Source organism: Tengunoibacter tsumagoiensis, from assembly GCF_003967535.1.
GTDB lineage: Bacteria > Chloroflexota > Ktedonobacteria > Ktedonobacterales > Ktedonobacteraceae > Tengunoibacter > Tengunoibacter tsumagoiensis.
The window spans coordinates 77,489-93,353 of record NZ_BIFR01000001.1 but is presented as its reverse complement, the minus strand read 5'-3'; the positions used below and the strand labels follow the sequence as shown (position 1 = coordinate 93,353).

Sequence of the window (15,865 nt, the reverse complement as noted above, 5' to 3'; positions counted from 1 at the left end):
GTTTAGGCTTAAAATTAGTATTAAGGTAGCGTGTTAGAGATAACATAACTATCTACGTAAAAAGCAATGTTAAGTTAGATATGCCAGGTTAGATATGCATAGTAGCAATAACGCGATCGAGAGCCCTTTCAAGGATATTGTTTTCGTTTTGCAGCTCTACTGCCTGATAGGCCAGAGCCATCGGAGTAATATCCTGCACATCGACAAGCATCCCCTCTTCATCGATAATACTGCCGACCATTTCAGGCTGGACCGTACGGATGATGGGTGCTCGAGAGAAAGGAAGTCGATCCGTCCAGGGAAAACTCTCCAGATGTTCACGAATATCGGGGAGAGCCGAACCACCACCAACGATATAGATGGCGGGGGGCAAGAGCTCACCTTTAGACAATTCATCGATTAATAATTCTACGCTATCCATCCAGGTTCGACATTCCGATGCCAGAATGGCCTGGATCTCGTCGCGAGCCCCTCCTTTAATCTCTCCATTACTATAACTTATTTTTAAGCGTTCTGCATCTTTGATGGAGATACCTTTACTGGTAGCGATCCGTCTGGTGAACGTTCGCCCGCCCAGGGCGAACATGCGTGTCTCTTCAATGCCACCCTGTCGTACGAGAGCGATATCGGTAGTGCCGCCGCCGATATCGATAAAGATGGCCCCACTATCGGCGCTGGCATTTGAGCTTAGACAACGTGCCAGAGCGTAGGGTTCCACAACAATCGTCACCAGGGTCAGATCGAGTCCCTGCGCTACCGTTTCGAGTGCACCCAATTGGGTCAGGGGAGCGAAGGCACTGAAAAGCGTAAGCGCAAAATGGCGGCCTCGGAACCCAATCGGATTAGAGACCAGCTGTCCATCGATACGGACAGAGATCACAGCCGTATTGGTCAGGCGAACATCAATATTATTATAGCCTGTTTCAGCGGCGATGCGTTCCTTTGCAAGTTTTAAGAGCCGTTGTTGGCCCGAAGTGATCAAGCCTTCAAGCTCTTCGGCTGTAATTTGTTTCGTTGGTTGTTGTCGTTGTTTGCTGACAGTCGTCGAACTGCCTTTGACCAGCTCCCCAGCGATACCGATCACGGCTGAGGGCGCAATAATGCCGCCGGCAGCTTTTTCGGCTTTGAGGAGGGCTTCATTACAGTTAGCAATGACGCCGGGAATATCAGTGACAATGCCATCTGCCATATGTGCATAACTTTGCGGATGGCGTCCTACTCCCAATACCTCTGCATGGTCACCATGCACCTCAATGATCATCGCTTTGGCAAAAGCCGTACCGATATCAAGCGCAGTGAAGAGCTGACGTTGTCCATTTTCTTCTGACGGTAGATTATCTTCATCCTCGTCCTCGCCCTCGTCTCCGTATCCATATTCATCCTCATCCCCGCCATCCAGGTCAGAAGGGTAGTATTCGTTAGCTCCCGGTCTTCCCCATACGAGGCTTCGCAGACGCTGCAAGAGATCTTTCATGTGTTCGTTCCGAATCTATTGCTCCACTTACTGCTATCCTAGGAACGCGCCAGAGCCAGTTGGCCCTGGCGGGCGAGGGTTCTGTCTTTATACAATAAAGCGCAATAAAGCGCAACAAAGCACCCTCGCCGTCCAGCTTATTTGATGGTATCACGTACCAGTGTTGCTACAAGTTCCAATGCTGACCCCAGGGCGGCTTTATTTTTGCCACCGCCCTGGGCAATTTCTGGCCGTCCACCGCCCTTGCCACCGAGATGGCTACCGATTGAGCCAGCAATCTTACCGGCATGGAGGCCACGTTTCGTGAGTGCAGGATCGATAGTTACCTGGAGGGCAATGCGCTCACCGAGATCGCTTGCCAGTACCACAACGCCGGGCTGCTTAAGTTTGGTGCGGACCATCTCACCCATTTCACGCAGGACTTTATCATCGGGTACGGAGACGCTAGCCGCGACCACAGGGATGCCAGAGACCTCCTTACTCTGCTGTACGATAGTTTCGGCCTGACGGAGGGCATCGGCACGCTGAAACTGAGCAATCTGGCGTTTTGCTGCTGCTAGCTCCTGGTTGAGCTGCTCGACACGACTCTCCACCTGATCTGATTGAACCTGTAAGATACTGGCGATAGAATCCACAGTGGCGCTACGTCTCCGTAAGTAGGCCTCAGCGGCCCGGCCAGTGAGGGCTTCAATGCGGCGAATACCAGCAGCGCTACTGGTCTCTTGAATGGTGAGATAGAGCCCAATCTGTCCGGTTGAGCGGCAGTGGGTCCCACCGCACAGCTCGATACTCTGTCCCATCGAGACCACGCGAACCAGATCATCATATTTTTCGCCAAAGAGAGCCATAGCGCCAGTGGACATAGCATCCTTAATGGGCATAATGTTGGTCTCAACTGGATAATTGGCGCGAATCCAGCGGTTGACCTGCTCATCAATATGAGCGATATCTGAGCTGGTGAGTGCATGTGGACTGGTAAAGTCGAAGCGCAATCGTTCCGGCTCTACGAGCGAGCCGCGCTGTTCTACCTGTGTCCCGAGCAGATCGCGAAGAGCTTTATGGAGAAGATGTGTTGCGCTATGGTTGCGCATGGTATCTTCGCGGCGCTGTTCGACAACATCGGCCTGGACATTCTCGCCAACCCGCAGATGCCCTTCGCTCATAGCCCCATAATGAACGATCAGCCCTTTGAGCGGACGGCGGGTATCCTGAACATGAAACGTGCCGAGCGGTGAAGTGAGATCGCCGCGATCGCCGATCTGGCCACCACTTTCAGCATAGAACGGAGTACGATTAAGAATGACCAGTGCCTGTTGAGGGGCACTAATGCTCTCTACTTCTTCACCATCTACGACGAGAGCAATAACTTTACTGCTATCGGTAATGCCCTGATAGCCAGTAAACTCCGTCGTACCATGCTGTTTCAGAATCTGATCCAGGGCTCGTTCGTCGGTGGCCTGCACAAAACTGCTGGCGGCGCGGCTGCGCTCCTGTTGACGTTGCATAGATTGTTCAAAGCCAGCCGTATCGATGCTAAAGCCCTGTTCCGAGGCAATCTCCTGGGTTAACTCAACAGGAAAACCGTGAGTATCATAGAGCTTAAAGACGTCCTCGCCAGGGATGACCGTCTGCTGCTTCTGTCTGAGCTGATCCAGCAGTTCATTGAGCAGAGAGAGACCTGTGCTCAGCGTCTGACTAAATTTTTGCTCCTCCATGCTGAGGATCTCAATGATGCGTTCCTGCTGGGTACGGAGCTCGGTATAGTAGTCGCCCATGAGCTTAATCACCGTCGTAGCGGCCTCTGCCAGGAAAGGTTTATCCAGGCCAAGCAGTTTGCCGTGACGGACTGCACGACGCAGAATGCGGCGGAAGATATAGCCGCGTCCCTCATTACTGGGAAGGACGCCATCGGCGGCCAGGAAGACCAGAGCCCGTCCGTGATCAGCGATGACGCGTAATGAGGCATCTGTTTTTGCATCTTTGCCATAGCTCGTCTGTGCAAGCGTTGCAAAGTGATCGACAATACCACGATAAAGATCAATCTCAAAGACCGATTCTTTGCCCTGAAGGAGCATAGTCAGGCGTTCAAGTCCCAGACCAGTATCGATATTCCGGCGAGGTAGCGGAGTGCGCGTCCCATCGAGATCCTGATAATACTGCATGAAGACCAGATTCCAGATCTCCAGGAAGCGTTCGCAGTCGCAGCCAGGTTTGCAATCAGCCTCACCACACCCATACTGGCTCCCACGATCATAATAGATTTCGGAGTCAGGACCACAGGGGCCCGAGGCTCCTGGAGGTCCCCACCAGTTCTCATCTAACCGTACAATTGCCTCATCGGCAAAGCCAGCGATCTCACGCCAATAAGCGGGAGCCTCATCATCCTCCGGGTGGACCGTTGGATGTAAGCGGTCGGGTGGGAGCTTAACAACCTGTGTCAGGAACTCCCAGGCATAGCTAATGGCATCGCGTTTAAAATAATCGCCAACTGAAAAATTGCCAAGCATCTCAAAGAAGGTCAGCGAACGCTGATTCCCAACTTTATCGATATCTGTGGTGCGGAAGCATTTCTGGGCCGAGGTTAGACGTGAGGCGGGTGGCGTCTCTCTCCCCAGAAAATAGGGGATCATCTGCTGCATGCCCGCAGTAGTTAGCAGCACAGTTGGATCGTTGCGCGGCACAAGAGATGAGCTGGGCACCCTGGTATGGCCCTTGCTTGCAAAGAAATCAAGGTAACGCGCACGAATTTCGGTCCCGGTTAAGGTCGTATTGACAGACACAACAGCATCCTCCTCGGTACAGTATGATAAAAGGAACGCTCTGGATGATGGGCATTCCGTAGAGTTGTTGATACATGTAAATGATTGGCCTGGCGTTATTCATTGAGCAAGTGCGAGCTGTGTCCCATCTGTTCAACTTGATCAGTTGAGCGAATGTAACCTGTGCACAAGCGATCTGCTGCTACTGGCTGCGTAAGTGCTGGATGCGCACAATCGCTGTTCGCAGTGGATGGAAATCCCTACGACGTAGCTATGCATGCGCATTATACCAAAAAGGAGAAGCTCTTGCGACCATGTATTCCGAGCGCTGCATACGCGATAGTATATCAAGTTCCGCACCTACATGTCTACTAGAGAGTTATCGCTTCCTACCATCTGTATTATTTTACAACGGCATTGAGTCCAATTTTGGGGGATAGATCTTCTCACGCTGTGAGAGAAACTGTGCTAATTCCTGACGGTTCTGATGACAGAGAAGAGATTTAAATTTTTCGTAAGTGTTTGCATTCTGTTAACAGTCTGCCATATAATTGAAGCTATACTAATAAAGATGAGTTACGTTAAGTCATGCTGAGAAGGTGAGTGAGCGCATTTTCATGGAGAGAGCAACGTTGCCCGAAGAGCCAGCAAAGAATCAGCCAGCACAGATAGCAGGGACCGCTCATGATGTGTCCATTATTGTCCCGGTAAGAACATTGATCGTTCTTTGTGGGCCGGCAGGAGCCGGCAAAAGTACTTTTGCTCGTCAATTTGTCAAGCGTCATGCCAGTCAAGGGTATCGGCAGACGACCATCGTTTCTTCCGATTATTGTCGGGCTTTGATTAGCGATGATGAATCTAGCCAGCATGTGAATCGTGATACCTTCGACCTCTTCTATTATATCATCCATAAGCGAATGTTTCAGGGCCGCCTGACCATCGCTGATAGTACCGCTATTCTGCCAGAAGCGCGACATAAATTATTGGAACTGGCACATCGTCATCAATATCAAACTTGCTTGATTGTTTTTAATATTCCTCTGGATGTCTGCCTGGAGCATGATCATCAGATTGAACGTGGGCGAATTGTTGGTGAAAAAGTTATTGCTTATCATATTGAGCAGCTTCAAGGTGCCCTGACGGTTATTCCGCAAGAAGGTTGGGATCAGGTGTATATTCTTGATGGGACCCAGGATCGGATTACCAGTCAGATCATTTGAGCCATACATCACGATGCCCTTGCTGGAGCACCTTATGTGGAAGTAGCCTCTTTGCTTCCTCAAGTGGGATGTTCCGCCATGCCAGCCCTTCATAGCCCATGTTCTCGTGAAGGTATGGAGGGGCTCACAGAGCGGAGTGGGAGCAGCGGAAAGAGACAAGCGACTTTACATATCACGATATATTTTTTCAATCGATAGAGAATAAAAGCAGTCGCTTGTCTCCTTCCAAATCTCGAAGCTCCACCATGGTAGCACCCCCATAGTATTGCTTTCACTTAAACCATGGAGGGGCTCACAGAGCGGAGTGGGAAGAGAGGAAAGAGACAAGCGACTTTCCCTTGTATCTTAACAACAAGGAAGGTTTCTTGTATGCTAGAAAGAAGAAGAAAGATCAGTTCAGCACTCAGTGAAGACGAACTTTCCCTTGTTGGCTTTGACCACGTTCAGTAGATCGTTCTCCTAAGTGCTGTTTCCAGACGTCGAGTTCCAACGGTATCAAGGAGCCTTCCCCCACCAGTTGCCCACTGCAAGGAAGAGCCCGCATACAAGGGTGACACCGAGTCGGGACAACTGATCTTGTGAACAGAGTATATCAGAAACAAGGAGGTCTTCCTATGGCGTATCCTCTGCAATCCACCCTGCTTCCTCTTGGTGCGGATGTGTCCAAGCTCACCATCGATCTGCATCTGGGGACCGAAAAAGGCCGTCGTTTCCACAAGCGCATCGCCAATACCCTCTCCGGTTTTCAAGAAGCGCAGCAGTGGCTTGTTGAGCAAGGGGCTCTTCAGGTTCACGTCTGTGCGGAAGCCACCGGAACCTACTCTGATGCCTTTGCGACCTTTATGGATGCTCAAGGCCATCGCATGAGCGTGGTCGCTCCACATAAAATGCACGCATTTCGCAAAAGTGAAGGACAACTGGCCAAAACGGACCCGTTGGATGCCCGCCTTTTAGCGTTGTATGCCGCTCAAAAACAGCCCCCTGCCTGGCATCCTCTTGATGATCTTCATATCCAATTGAAACTGAGCCTGGAGCGGCTCGATCAATTGGAAGGCCTCAAGCAACAGGAGGTGAATCGCCTGGAAAATCAGCGGCTTTCGCCTGCCCTCCGCGAGCAGATTCAAGCGCTGATCGCCTTCGTCGAGCACCAAAAAGAACAGGCGAATGCTCATATGCGCGATCTGTTGAAGCAGATCGCGCAGCAGCAACGCCAGACATCTGAGGAGGCGTTGTCTGCATCCGAGCGGACTACGACCACCCCACCCCCCGCAAAAGAGGAGCCCCTGGTACTGGGGCACAAGAAAGCGGTGGGCCTCGCGTGTGTCGATCATTTTCAGGAGATCAAAGGGATCGGACTGTTGACCGCCGTGCGCATGTACAGCCTGTTGAAGACGATGCAAGAGGTTCATTCAGCGGCTCAGCTGGCTGCCTACATTGGGGTGGTGCCTCATGCTGCCACCTCGGGCACCTCTGTCAGAGGCAAAGCTCAACGGCGAGGAGGCAATGCCAAAGCGCGCAGCTGGCTCTACATGTCGGCGCTCAATAGCAAACGATTTGATCCTGATATGCGGGAGTGGGCGCAGCAACTGCAAGCTCGAGGGTTGTGTCAGAAACAGATTCTGGTCGCAGTCATGCACAAACTGGTGCGTATTCTCTTTGCGCTCTACACGACCGGCCAGCGCTATGATGCGAGAAAAGCCTGGCCGACCCATGGGAGCAAAGATGCGTCATCGGTGATGTCACAGGTGGCCTAACAGCTCGATCCAGGCACATCGTTCCTCGTATTGCTCAACAAGAGCGTCGTGGTTTTCGACGCTCTTGCACATCGGTGTGGGCTCCAGCAGGCCTGTTTTTCTTTCGTTTCTGAGGCAGGCAATGGTCAACCGAAGCCGCAGCTGGTGTCAAGGGAAAACGCAGTGGCCTTGACGCCAGTTGCGGGCTTCGGTTAGGCTTTCAGCCTGTCAGAAACGAAGGAAAAACAGGTCAACAAGAAAAATTGGTCACGTTTCCTCTTGACAATCAAGACGGTATCTACTTAAAATTGTATGATATTTGTTTTCGTGCGCGATTCGACAAAAGCAGTAGGGAAGGTAGCTTGTCTCCTTCCAAATCGTGCCCCTCCACCATGGTTGCCCCTCCATAGCATCCTTTCCCCGTTTTCCGTTTTCCACTTGAGCTATAGAGGGGCTCACCGAGCGGAGTTGGAAGAGAGGAAAGAGACAAGCGACTTTCCCTACTTGAACATATTTTATATGTGAAAAAGATCATAATATGACAAGACAAGTAGGGCGTCTCCTTCCAAATCGTGCTCCTCCACCATGCCAGCCCCTCCATAACATCCTTTCCCATTGAGCTATGGCGGAGTGACCAGAGTGGAGCTGCAACAGAGGAAAAGCGACAGGGTTACACGGGCATTAATTAGCGATTAAGGTAAAAGAGGCTTTCTAGTAAGGCTCCCATTGCCTCGGTCGTGACCATATCGTTGTTAGTGCCATTTTTAAATTTCTGTGTACTCCAGTCTGCATTCACAAGATAAAGCGCACCATGAACGGACGGTACATAGATATGCTGAAGCGAAACAGCGCGCATAAGATTCTCCATCTCCTGATACTTATTGTTCGTAAACTTATTCGCGAGATGGAAGGCCATAAGCATAATTGCCTGACGCCCGGCCTCCTTGCGTGTTGTCACCACCGCTAATGGACCAGCGTTTGTGGGTGAATCTCCCTGGAATTTTACAGAAAAGAAGTATCCACCATTGGTCGGATCCCATAGACCAAGACTATTATTCGTATTGGTGAGTGGATCCAGCAGATCTGTAGCCTTCTGCAAAAAATCCTGGTTCTGCGTTACCTGATAGGTATCTAGCAACGAGACAATCATCTGACTGATATTCCCCAACTGAAGCTGATCTCCATTGACGGTATAGTTTTTTGTGCGACCATTAAAGAAAGCCTCTTGCGGATTGACTGTATGGTCGGAAGTAAGCACATTATTCATCTGGCTTGGAAAGGTATGATATTGAGGAATATAGGCGTGGGAGTAGATGAAATTGATCGTGCTTATTCCATCCTGTATCCAATCGGGATGATTAAATTGCGTACCAGCTTCTACCAGAGCGCAGCCTGACTCCAATGTGAGATCAACTCGATATGAGCCTTGAGCATTCGCGCTTGTTTTATAGATCGAGCCGACCGTTGGATCAAAATTTTTTGCATAGCTGGCCGCCAGGCTTTGAGCCGTCTCTTGATAAAAAGAGTCATGAGAGAGATTATAAAGGTCCATAAACTCATCATAGAGCCAGCCTCTCTCATTGTGGGAGTTTTTAAATTCCATCTGCACAATTTTAGTAAAGCGTTCGCGGTCTGAATCAAACTGTTTATCGCCAGGATTCTGAACCGTATAGAGCCAGAGATTATGCAGATAGCGAAGATCTGTCAGCGCATCATGGCGTAGAGGCTGGCCGCTTACATCATCGGTTTCACCTGTGCCATTAACATTCGTCTGAAGCGGCTGTGTTCCATAGCGCCAGTTGATATAGAGCCCACCCAGTCCATCATTGATGCTGGAGTCATTATTGAATCCATTAGTTTTGATATTAAGCAAGAGATCCAGTTCAGCGTTATGGATATCACCAGTCTCAATAGTATGAGAACCTTCAACGATCGGAGTTGCAGAGTGATGACTGCTCGGCGATGGTGTTGAGCTATTGCCGAACCACGAGCACCCACCGAGTAGAAGCGTGCAGCAGAGTAAAATCCCTGTTATCAAGCGGTTTGTTGTTACTATTCGCATTCTATTCTATCCCCCTTACCATATCTCATTCACAAAAACCAACCTTTGACCATAGTATAATCACCGTGAATAAGTAATTTGTCAAGAAATCTTCAAAAAAGTGTAAGAAGTACCTCCATCTTTTCAAATAAGGCTATAATCTTGTTAAACACAATACTACGAACGTACAAAAAAGAAAATGCCTCTTCCCTTTTAAAAAGGAAGAGGCAACGTAAGGTCTCAAACTTATTGGACAGAGAAAAGGCTTTCAAGTTCTGCACCGATAGCTTCAGAAGTACTCACCGTATCTGGAGTGCCATTCGTAAATTTCACAGGGCTCCAATCTGCTCGCACCATATAGTGAACCCCATGAACATTGGGATCATAGATATGATGAAGGGCTACCAGGAGCATTTTTTGCTCCATATCCTTGTATTTATTGCGAGTAAACTTATTTGCCAGGTGAAAAGTCTGCAACATAATTGACTGACGTCCGGCCTCCTTCCGATTTCTATCCACCGTTAAGGTACCTGGCTCACTAGCAGTTGAGCCAGAGAAATTGGCCGAGAAGAAATAGCCTCCATTCTGTTGATCCCACATCTGTAAGCCGCTTGTAGGGCTGATTAATTGATCGAGCAGAGAAGTAGCTTTATCGAGCAAAGCGTTCTTTTGTGTTATCGCGTAAGCCTGTAGTAAGGAAACAATGATCTGGCTCATCCCTCCCATCTGCATATGATTGCCATGAACCAGATATTGATTGCTATAGCCTACGTAAAAGGTTTCGTGAGCGTTGACTGACCCATCACGATTGAGCACATCTTCCATCTGGGTTGCAAAAGTATTGTATCGTGCGATATAAGCGTGATTGTAGACAAAGGACAGGACACTATAGCCTTTGGCAACCCACTCTGATTGATGAAATTGAGTGCCAGCCTCAATCAGATCGCAGGCCTGTTCAATCGCGTAGTCAACCCGATAGGTACCATGAGGATGCTTGGCATTTATCTTGAAGATCATTCCTACCTGTGATTGGAAGTGTTCGGCGTAACCCTGAATGAGATTAAGCGCTGTATCGAGATAGAATTGATCGTGAGATAAAGTGTAAAGATTCATAAATACATTGTAGATCCAGCCACGTTCGTTCTCTGTTCCAGTAAATTCTTGCCGAATAATTTTGGTAAAGCGGTTAAGCTCTTTATCGAAGGTAGTTTCGTGAGGATAGGCATGTTTATACGACCAGAGGTTATGGAGATAGCGGAGGTCGGTGAGATCGTCATGACGTAAGGAGATGCCCTCTGCCCCATCGGTCTGTCCAGTACCATTGATATTGGTCTGAAGAGGCGAACTTCCATAGCGCCAGTTGACCCATAACCCGCCAAGCCCATTGTTCAGATGAGGGTCGCTATTGACGCCAAATTGTTTAATATTGTTTAGCAGATCAAATTCTACTTGTTGAGCATTAAAAGGCATCTGTTGAGCAAGTAGCGTTGTTTGAGATGGTGAGTTTGTGGAAAGTACCGACTCATTGGTTATCTGTATTGGTTGTGGTGGATTGTACACAAGCAATGTTATTTCAACAAGAAATTTCCCAACGATAAGCGAACCAAGACAATATAAGACCACAAAAATATATTTTCCCCTCACTACGTACATTCCCTACCTCTTTCTCTAATTGCAGCCGCACTTTCGGCAAGATAATAACAAACATAGTATAATAGAATTATGGCAAACAAAAGAATACACCTATTATCTATAGCCAAAAAGTATTTATAAGCATGCATCTAGGCAGAATGTTTCTTGAGAAGAATAAACCTTGCATAATCAGATTTACGTAACAATACGTGCAAATACGGCCTTATGATAAAGAAGATATAAAAATTTTCGAGAGGGCAAAAGGCGATCTATAGAGTGGAGGTAGTCATCAATAAACGACCCCGTTCTACAGATCGCGCTTTGCAGTATGTGGTGATATCAGAGCCTGATCAGAAAAATTATTTTTTTGTGAGAGGGAGCTCGAAAGTAAAGGTCGTCCCTTTGGACGCCTCAGGTATCCCTTCCTCATTATTGGGCTCCAGACGTAAAGTACCATCATGAGCTTCAAGGATAGATTTCGTGATGTAGAGCCCCAGGCCAGAACCTTCGCGGGAGCTTGTAGCAGCCAGCCGTGTATAGGGCTGGAAGAGCAGGCCCATATCTGCCGAAGGGATGCTAGCGCCCTGATTATGAACGCTGACGAGGACTCGTCCGTTGTCTAAGCGAACATGTACCGTCACCGTCGTATGTTCATCAGAATATTTGACAGCATTATCGACCAGATTGCCCAGAGCCTGTTGAAGTCGACCGCCATCCCAATAGCCAATAATGGGTTCATCGGGGCCGACAACCGTAATCGTGTGATAAGGAGCGACGGGGCGCAATTGTTCGATAGTCTCCTCTACCAGAGTCATAAGATCGCAGTCCTCGCGTAAGAGGCGGAACTGATTGGAGGTGAGCCGTGAGGCATCCAGCAGATCGCTTACCAGTCGACTGAGCCGGCGGGCCTGACTAATAATAATCGTCGTATTTCGTTGGATAGCTGTCGCCTGACGAGCATTTTTTTGGGGTTCAGCCGGGAGCGACTTTGTCTGTCGGGCGAGCATCTGAGCGTAATTAATAATAGGTGAAAGCGGACCGCGTAATTCATGGGCGATCATCGCAGTAAACTGCTCTTTGCGGGCCAGTTGATCTTGCAATCGGAGGTTTTCAGCCGTCAATGTTTCGACCTGGCGCTGTAATTCCTGAATAACCTGCTCTTGTGACTGTTCAGATGTGACTTGCATGACCTATCTCTCTCTCCTCGGCAACTGGCAAAACCCTCTCTATTTTAGGGACTGTGCGTTAAGTATACACTGGTCTAGAGAGAGTAAGATAGGCATAGAAGGTTTTCTAGGAGTATTGGGTAGTACCATAAGTGGTCGGGCTTATTTTTTTCGCGTTCGTGTATGGGCGCGTTGTAACAGGTTATCAATCGGAAGTATCTTCCCCGTTTCATAGATTGGTGGGCGAAAGACCTCATGCAAGAAGACGCTAGCGGCCCCCTGGGCCCAGCGCCGATTATCAGACGGAACAGTGATGAGAGGAACATCGGTGCGAATATGTCCAAAGGTATGCTGTGGGATCATAGCTCTTGCGGGCTTCAGGAGTAAGTCTTCGTCGCGCAGACCTTCCCCGGCAATCAGAATCTGAGCAGGATCGAAGAGATTGACAAGATTTGCCAATGCAATGCCCAGGACCTCTCCGGCTCGCTGAAAAATGGCCTGGATCTGAGTATCACCAGTGCGGGCACGATTGATGAGCGTCTGCATCAATTGTTCATCAGAAAAGCCCAGCTCTCCTCCCAGTGCGGCATAGATAATGCCATAATCGGAGATAATTGCTTCGAGGCAGCCACGTTTGCCGCATGTGCATGGGGGAGCAGTGGGAGAGCTATCCATAGTAATATGCCCAAACTCTGCTGCCGACCCATAGGCTCCCCGAAAAAGCTCGCCACCAATGATCAGACCCATACCAACGCCATGTCCAATACTGACGAGAATACAGGTGGATGAGATACGGCCAGAGCCATATTGATATTCAGCAAGCGTCAGCATATTGACATCGTTTTCGATAATAACGGGAACGCGTGTCTTAAACTCAAGAGCTGGACCCAACTCAACATTCTGCCAGCGAAAGAAATTGGAATAGCGCAGGATACCGCGCTTCTCATCAACCAGACCTGAGACCCCAACCCCCATTCCCAGCACATCCTGATGATTGATCTGATTCTCATGGAGACACTTCTCAAAGTCAGCTGCGATAATATCAACGACCTGATACGGTTGAGCATCAATTGGGAGAGGCGATTCGGTTTGATAGAGGACATGACATTCGAGATCACAGAGAACCACGATAACCTTATACTCGCGCAACTTAACACCAATCACATAGCCAGCCGATGGATTGATGCGTAGAAGGATTGGTGGGCGGCCTCCGCTTGATTCCTCTGTAGCAGTCTCCCAGACCAGATCAGCATTAATAAAGTCATTCATAATGTTCGTAATAGTTGCCGCAGTCAGACCACTCTGACGTGCAACCTCTACCCGCGAGATCGGACCGTGGCTGGCAATAATATTGAGCACGCGGCTACGATTCATATCGCGGATAAGCCCTTTGCTTCCTGCACGTGTTGTGTTCATACGTTTCTCTTTTTTTAATGAATTTATTTAGTCTAGTGTTGGGGAGAACCTTCAGAAGAAGATTAACATAGACTGTGCTATGCGTCAAGGTAGTTATGAACTGTATTAGCCGTAAACAGGAAGATAGAGGAAGTAAGACAGACTTTTACTGGACATATTGGGACTTACAATGAGCAAATCCGTTAAAATAAGCATCTTTTTTCGATTTTTTAGCAAACAAAGAAATTGTTCTGCTCACCACTTGACGAAATAAGTTCTGCTATGGTAAGCTTGCAATCAAGTAAATTTAGTAAATTAAATAAGTGAGCGCTAACCTGAGAGCGTTGACGCGTCTGGTGTGGAGAAAAGCGGTCACTATTTGAGAGAAGGTGTTCAATGGAGACACGGATTGATGGGGTTCAGCAGCTTGAGCGCCAGTCTACCTCCGTCAAAGCGGGTCGCAAGAGACGGTCGGTAAAGCGCTGGAGAAGCTCTGATACCATTGCTGGGTATCTCTTTATTTTCCCGGCGATTTTTGGCTTCCTGCTTTTTATTGGCTATCCGCTGGTGTTTTCAGGATATTATGCCTTTACCAATTGGAATGGCCTGAACGATCCGACCTGGGTGGGGCTAAAAAACTTTCAATACCTCTTTACCAAAGATCCAGCTTTCTGGCCCTCTTTGCGAGCGACTGCCTACTTTGGCCTCTTAGCGGTTCCCTCTACTCTGGTTTTAGGTTTATTGCTTGCTTTACTCCTGAATCGTACATTTCCGGGCGTGAAATTGTTCCGTACGATTATGTATCTTCCCGTTGTCTTACCTGTTGTTGCAGTCTTGACCTTGTGGAAATATATTTATGATCCTACATTCGGTCTGGCGAATATGTTGTTGTCTACTCTTCATCTGCCAACGAGCCTCTGGCTTGGCAGTGATCAGATGGCGTTGCCAGCCATGGTCATTATTGGCCTCTGGGGTGTAGGTGGGAGTATGGTTATCTTTCTGGCAGGCTTGCAGGCGGTGCCCAATGAGATCTACGAGGCGGCAAAGATCGATGGTGCCGGGACGCTCAGTATCTTCTGGCGTATTACCTTGCGCATGATCTCTCCAATCCTGTTCTTGCAACTGGTCTTGCAGCTCACCGCGGCCTTCCAGGCTTTTGCTCAACCCAAGTTATTGACTGAAGGTGGTCCTGATTTTGCCACTGATCTCTTCATGTACAAGATTTATAAAGATGGCTTCTCAGGAGCTTTTCCTCAGATTGGTTATGCCACTGCTGAGGTCTGGGTTCTGTTTCTGATCATTCTTGTGGTCACAGCCTTAACGTTCCGCTCATCTTCTATGTGGGTTTACGCGGACAACAATCTTGACTAGTCATCAGTAAGAGATAGAAAGGACCTGGTCTATGAGCTTATTTCCTGCATCGTCCCCTCTGACGGCTGGTCAGAAAACGCCAGCGCTGGTGAGGCGTGAGCGTCTGAGTCTGGTGGGAAAAATTGTCTGGTATAGTGTCTGTGCCCTGCTGAGTCTGACCATGCTTTTCCCGCTGTTGTGGATGCTGTCCATTGCATTGAAGGGGAATGGTGATATTCATCAGGTGCCGCCGCAGTTTTTCCCAAAAGAATTTCACTTTGAAAACTTTATTCTGGGGCCACAGCAGATCCATTTTCCGTTACTCTTTCTCAACACGGCGATTATTACGCTCTTGAGCACGGTTGGGAGCGTTCTCAGCTCGATGATAGTGGGATATGGACTTTCGCGAATCCAATTTCCTGGCCGTCAGATCTGGTTCTATGTGTTCATTGGAAGTATCTTTGTGCCACCTTTGATTGGCCTCCTTCCGATTGTTCGATTGGCGATTAACCTGGGTTTTTATGATACTTGGCTTCCGTTGATTCTGCCAGCCTGGTTAGCTAATCCACTCTATATATTTCTCTTCAGACAATACTCGATGTCAATTCCTTTCTCGTTAGACGAGGCGGCCAAGTTGGATGGAGCAGGACACTGGTCTATCTTCTGGCGCGTGATGGTGCCGTTGACGCGGCCCGTCTGGATGACCATGGCGATTATGGCGTTCCAGGCCTCCTGGAATGATTACCTGAACCCTCTGGTCTATCTGACATCTGACGATAAATTTACGCTCTCTCTCGGTATGGGATCGTTTGCGGGTCAGTTCGCCGGGGTCGCTAATACGCAATATAACTATTTTATGGCGACAAACTTGCTGTATATGTTGCCCCCGCTCCTGTTGTTCTTCTTTGCCCAGCGCTACTTTATGCAAGGGCTAGGAGCATTGGGATCTGTCTCACAAAAATAGTGCATTCCTGCTGGGGACTGACTGGTATCAGCCCCCTGGAATAGATCGTTCTTGCTTGAATGAAGAGGTCTGTTCACCTGGTTGTTGAAAGAGCCAGCTGGTCAGCTCTCTTGATCGACAAGGGCCTTACC

The 15,865-nt window shown here is 48.8% G+C and carries 10 protein-coding genes; 4 read left to right on the top strand and 6 right to left on the bottom strand.

Annotation, left to right across the window (positions count from 1 at the left end):
• Window positions 1-88: 88 nt before the first annotated feature.
• Both EL628_RS00335 and alaS read right to left on the bottom strand, forming a co-directional pair.
• A complete protein-coding gene (locus tag EL628_RS00335) occupies window positions 89-1,474 on the bottom strand; it encodes a cell division FtsA domain-containing protein (RefSeq protein WP_126577823.1) in 1,386 nt (461 codons plus the stop codon).
• Window positions 1,475-1,611: 137 nt separating this feature from the next.
• On the bottom strand, window positions 1,612-4,254 hold the full coding sequence (gene alaS / locus EL628_RS00330; RefSeq protein ID WP_126577822.1) for an alanine--tRNA ligase: 2,643 nt from the start codon (window positions 4,252-4,254) through the stop codon (window positions 1,612-1,614).
• Window positions 4,255-4,850: 596 nt separating this feature from the next.
• Here alaS and EL628_RS00325 point away from each other — a divergent pair.
• Together EL628_RS00325 and EL628_RS00320 are read left to right on the top strand one after the other, a co-directional pair.
• Window positions 4,851-5,453, top strand: coding sequence for an AAA family ATPase (locus EL628_RS00325; protein WP_126577821.1), 603 nt, complete (start codon window positions 4,851-4,853; stop codon window positions 5,451-5,453).
• Window positions 5,454-6,067: 614 nt separating this feature from the next.
• Window positions 6,068-7,207, top strand: a complete 1,140-nt coding sequence (locus EL628_RS00320) for an IS110 family RNA-guided transposase (RefSeq protein ID WP_126577820.1) — start codon at window positions 6,068-6,070, stop codon at window positions 7,205-7,207.
• 664 nt (window positions 7,208-7,871) lie between these two features.
• On the opposite strand, the gene EL628_RS00315 is transcribed toward EL628_RS00320, so the two are convergent.
• The 4 genes from EL628_RS00315 to EL628_RS00300 form a co-directional block, all read right to left on the bottom strand.
• Window positions 7,872-9,248, bottom strand: a complete 1,377-nt coding sequence (locus EL628_RS00315) for a YyaL domain-containing protein (RefSeq protein ID WP_126577819.1) — start codon at window positions 9,246-9,248, stop codon at window positions 7,872-7,874.
• Between the two features lie 225 nt (window positions 9,249-9,473).
• Window positions 9,474-10,880, bottom strand: coding sequence for a hypothetical protein (locus EL628_RS00310; protein WP_126577818.1), 1,407 nt, complete (start codon window positions 10,878-10,880; stop codon window positions 9,474-9,476).
• A gap of 338 nt (window positions 10,881-11,218) precedes the next feature.
• Window positions 11,219-12,046, bottom strand: a complete 828-nt coding sequence (locus EL628_RS00305; protein WP_126577817.1) for a sensor histidine kinase — start codon at window positions 12,044-12,046, stop codon at window positions 11,219-11,221.
• A gap of 141 nt (window positions 12,047-12,187) precedes the next feature.
• On the bottom strand, window positions 12,188-13,441 hold the full coding sequence (locus tag EL628_RS00300; RefSeq protein ID WP_126577816.1) for an ROK family transcriptional regulator: 1,254 nt from the start codon (window positions 13,439-13,441) through the stop codon (window positions 12,188-12,190).
• Between the two features lie 375 nt (window positions 13,442-13,816).
• Between EL628_RS00300 and EL628_RS00295 the strand changes: the two genes are divergently transcribed.
• Both EL628_RS00295 and EL628_RS00290 read left to right on the top strand, forming a co-directional pair.
• Window positions 13,817-14,791 (top strand): carbohydrate ABC transporter permease, encoded by a 975-nt coding sequence (locus tag EL628_RS00295; protein ID WP_126577815.1) that lies wholly within the window; start codon window positions 13,817-13,819, stop codon window positions 14,789-14,791.
• Window positions 14,792-14,822: 31 nt separating this feature from the next.
• Window positions 14,823-15,734: a carbohydrate ABC transporter permease gene (locus EL628_RS00290; RefSeq protein ID WP_126577814.1), complete on the top strand. Its 912-nt coding sequence runs from the start codon at window positions 14,823-14,825 to the stop codon at window positions 15,732-15,734.
• Window positions 15,735-15,865: the final 131 nt, after the last annotated feature.

What these genes read in the sequence shown, in the direction of transcription:
- EL628_RS00335 (WP_126577823.1), bottom strand. Translation starts at nt 1,474, where the DNA reads ATGAAAGATCTCTTGCAGCGTCTGCGAAGCCTCGTATGGGGAAGACCG.
- EL628_RS00325 (WP_126577821.1), top strand. Translation starts at nt 4,851, where the DNA reads ATGGAGAGAGCAACGTTGCCCGAAGAGCCAGCAAAGAATCAGCCAGCA.
- EL628_RS00320 (WP_126577820.1), top strand. Translation starts at nt 6,068, where the DNA reads ATGGCGTATCCTCTGCAATCCACCCTGCTTCCTCTTGGTGCGGATGTG.
- EL628_RS00315 (WP_126577819.1), bottom strand. Translation starts at nt 9,248, where the DNA reads ATGCGAATAGTAACAACAAACCGCTTGATAACAGGGATTTTACTCTGC.
- EL628_RS00310 (WP_126577818.1), bottom strand. Translation starts at nt 10,880, where the DNA reads ATGTACGTAGTGAGGGGAAAATATATTTTTGTGGTCTTATATTGTCTT.
- EL628_RS00305 (WP_126577817.1), bottom strand. Translation starts at nt 12,046, where the DNA reads ATGCAAGTCACATCTGAACAGTCACAAGAGCAGGTTATTCAGGAATTA.
- EL628_RS00300 (WP_126577816.1), bottom strand. Translation starts at nt 13,441, where the DNA reads ATGAACACAACACGTGCAGGAAGCAAAGGGCTTATCCGCGATATGAAT.
- EL628_RS00295 (WP_126577815.1), top strand. Translation starts at nt 13,817, where the DNA reads ATGGAGACACGGATTGATGGGGTTCAGCAGCTTGAGCGCCAGTCTACC.
- EL628_RS00290 (WP_126577814.1), top strand. Translation starts at nt 14,823, where the DNA reads ATGAGCTTATTTCCTGCATCGTCCCCTCTGACGGCTGGTCAGAAAACG.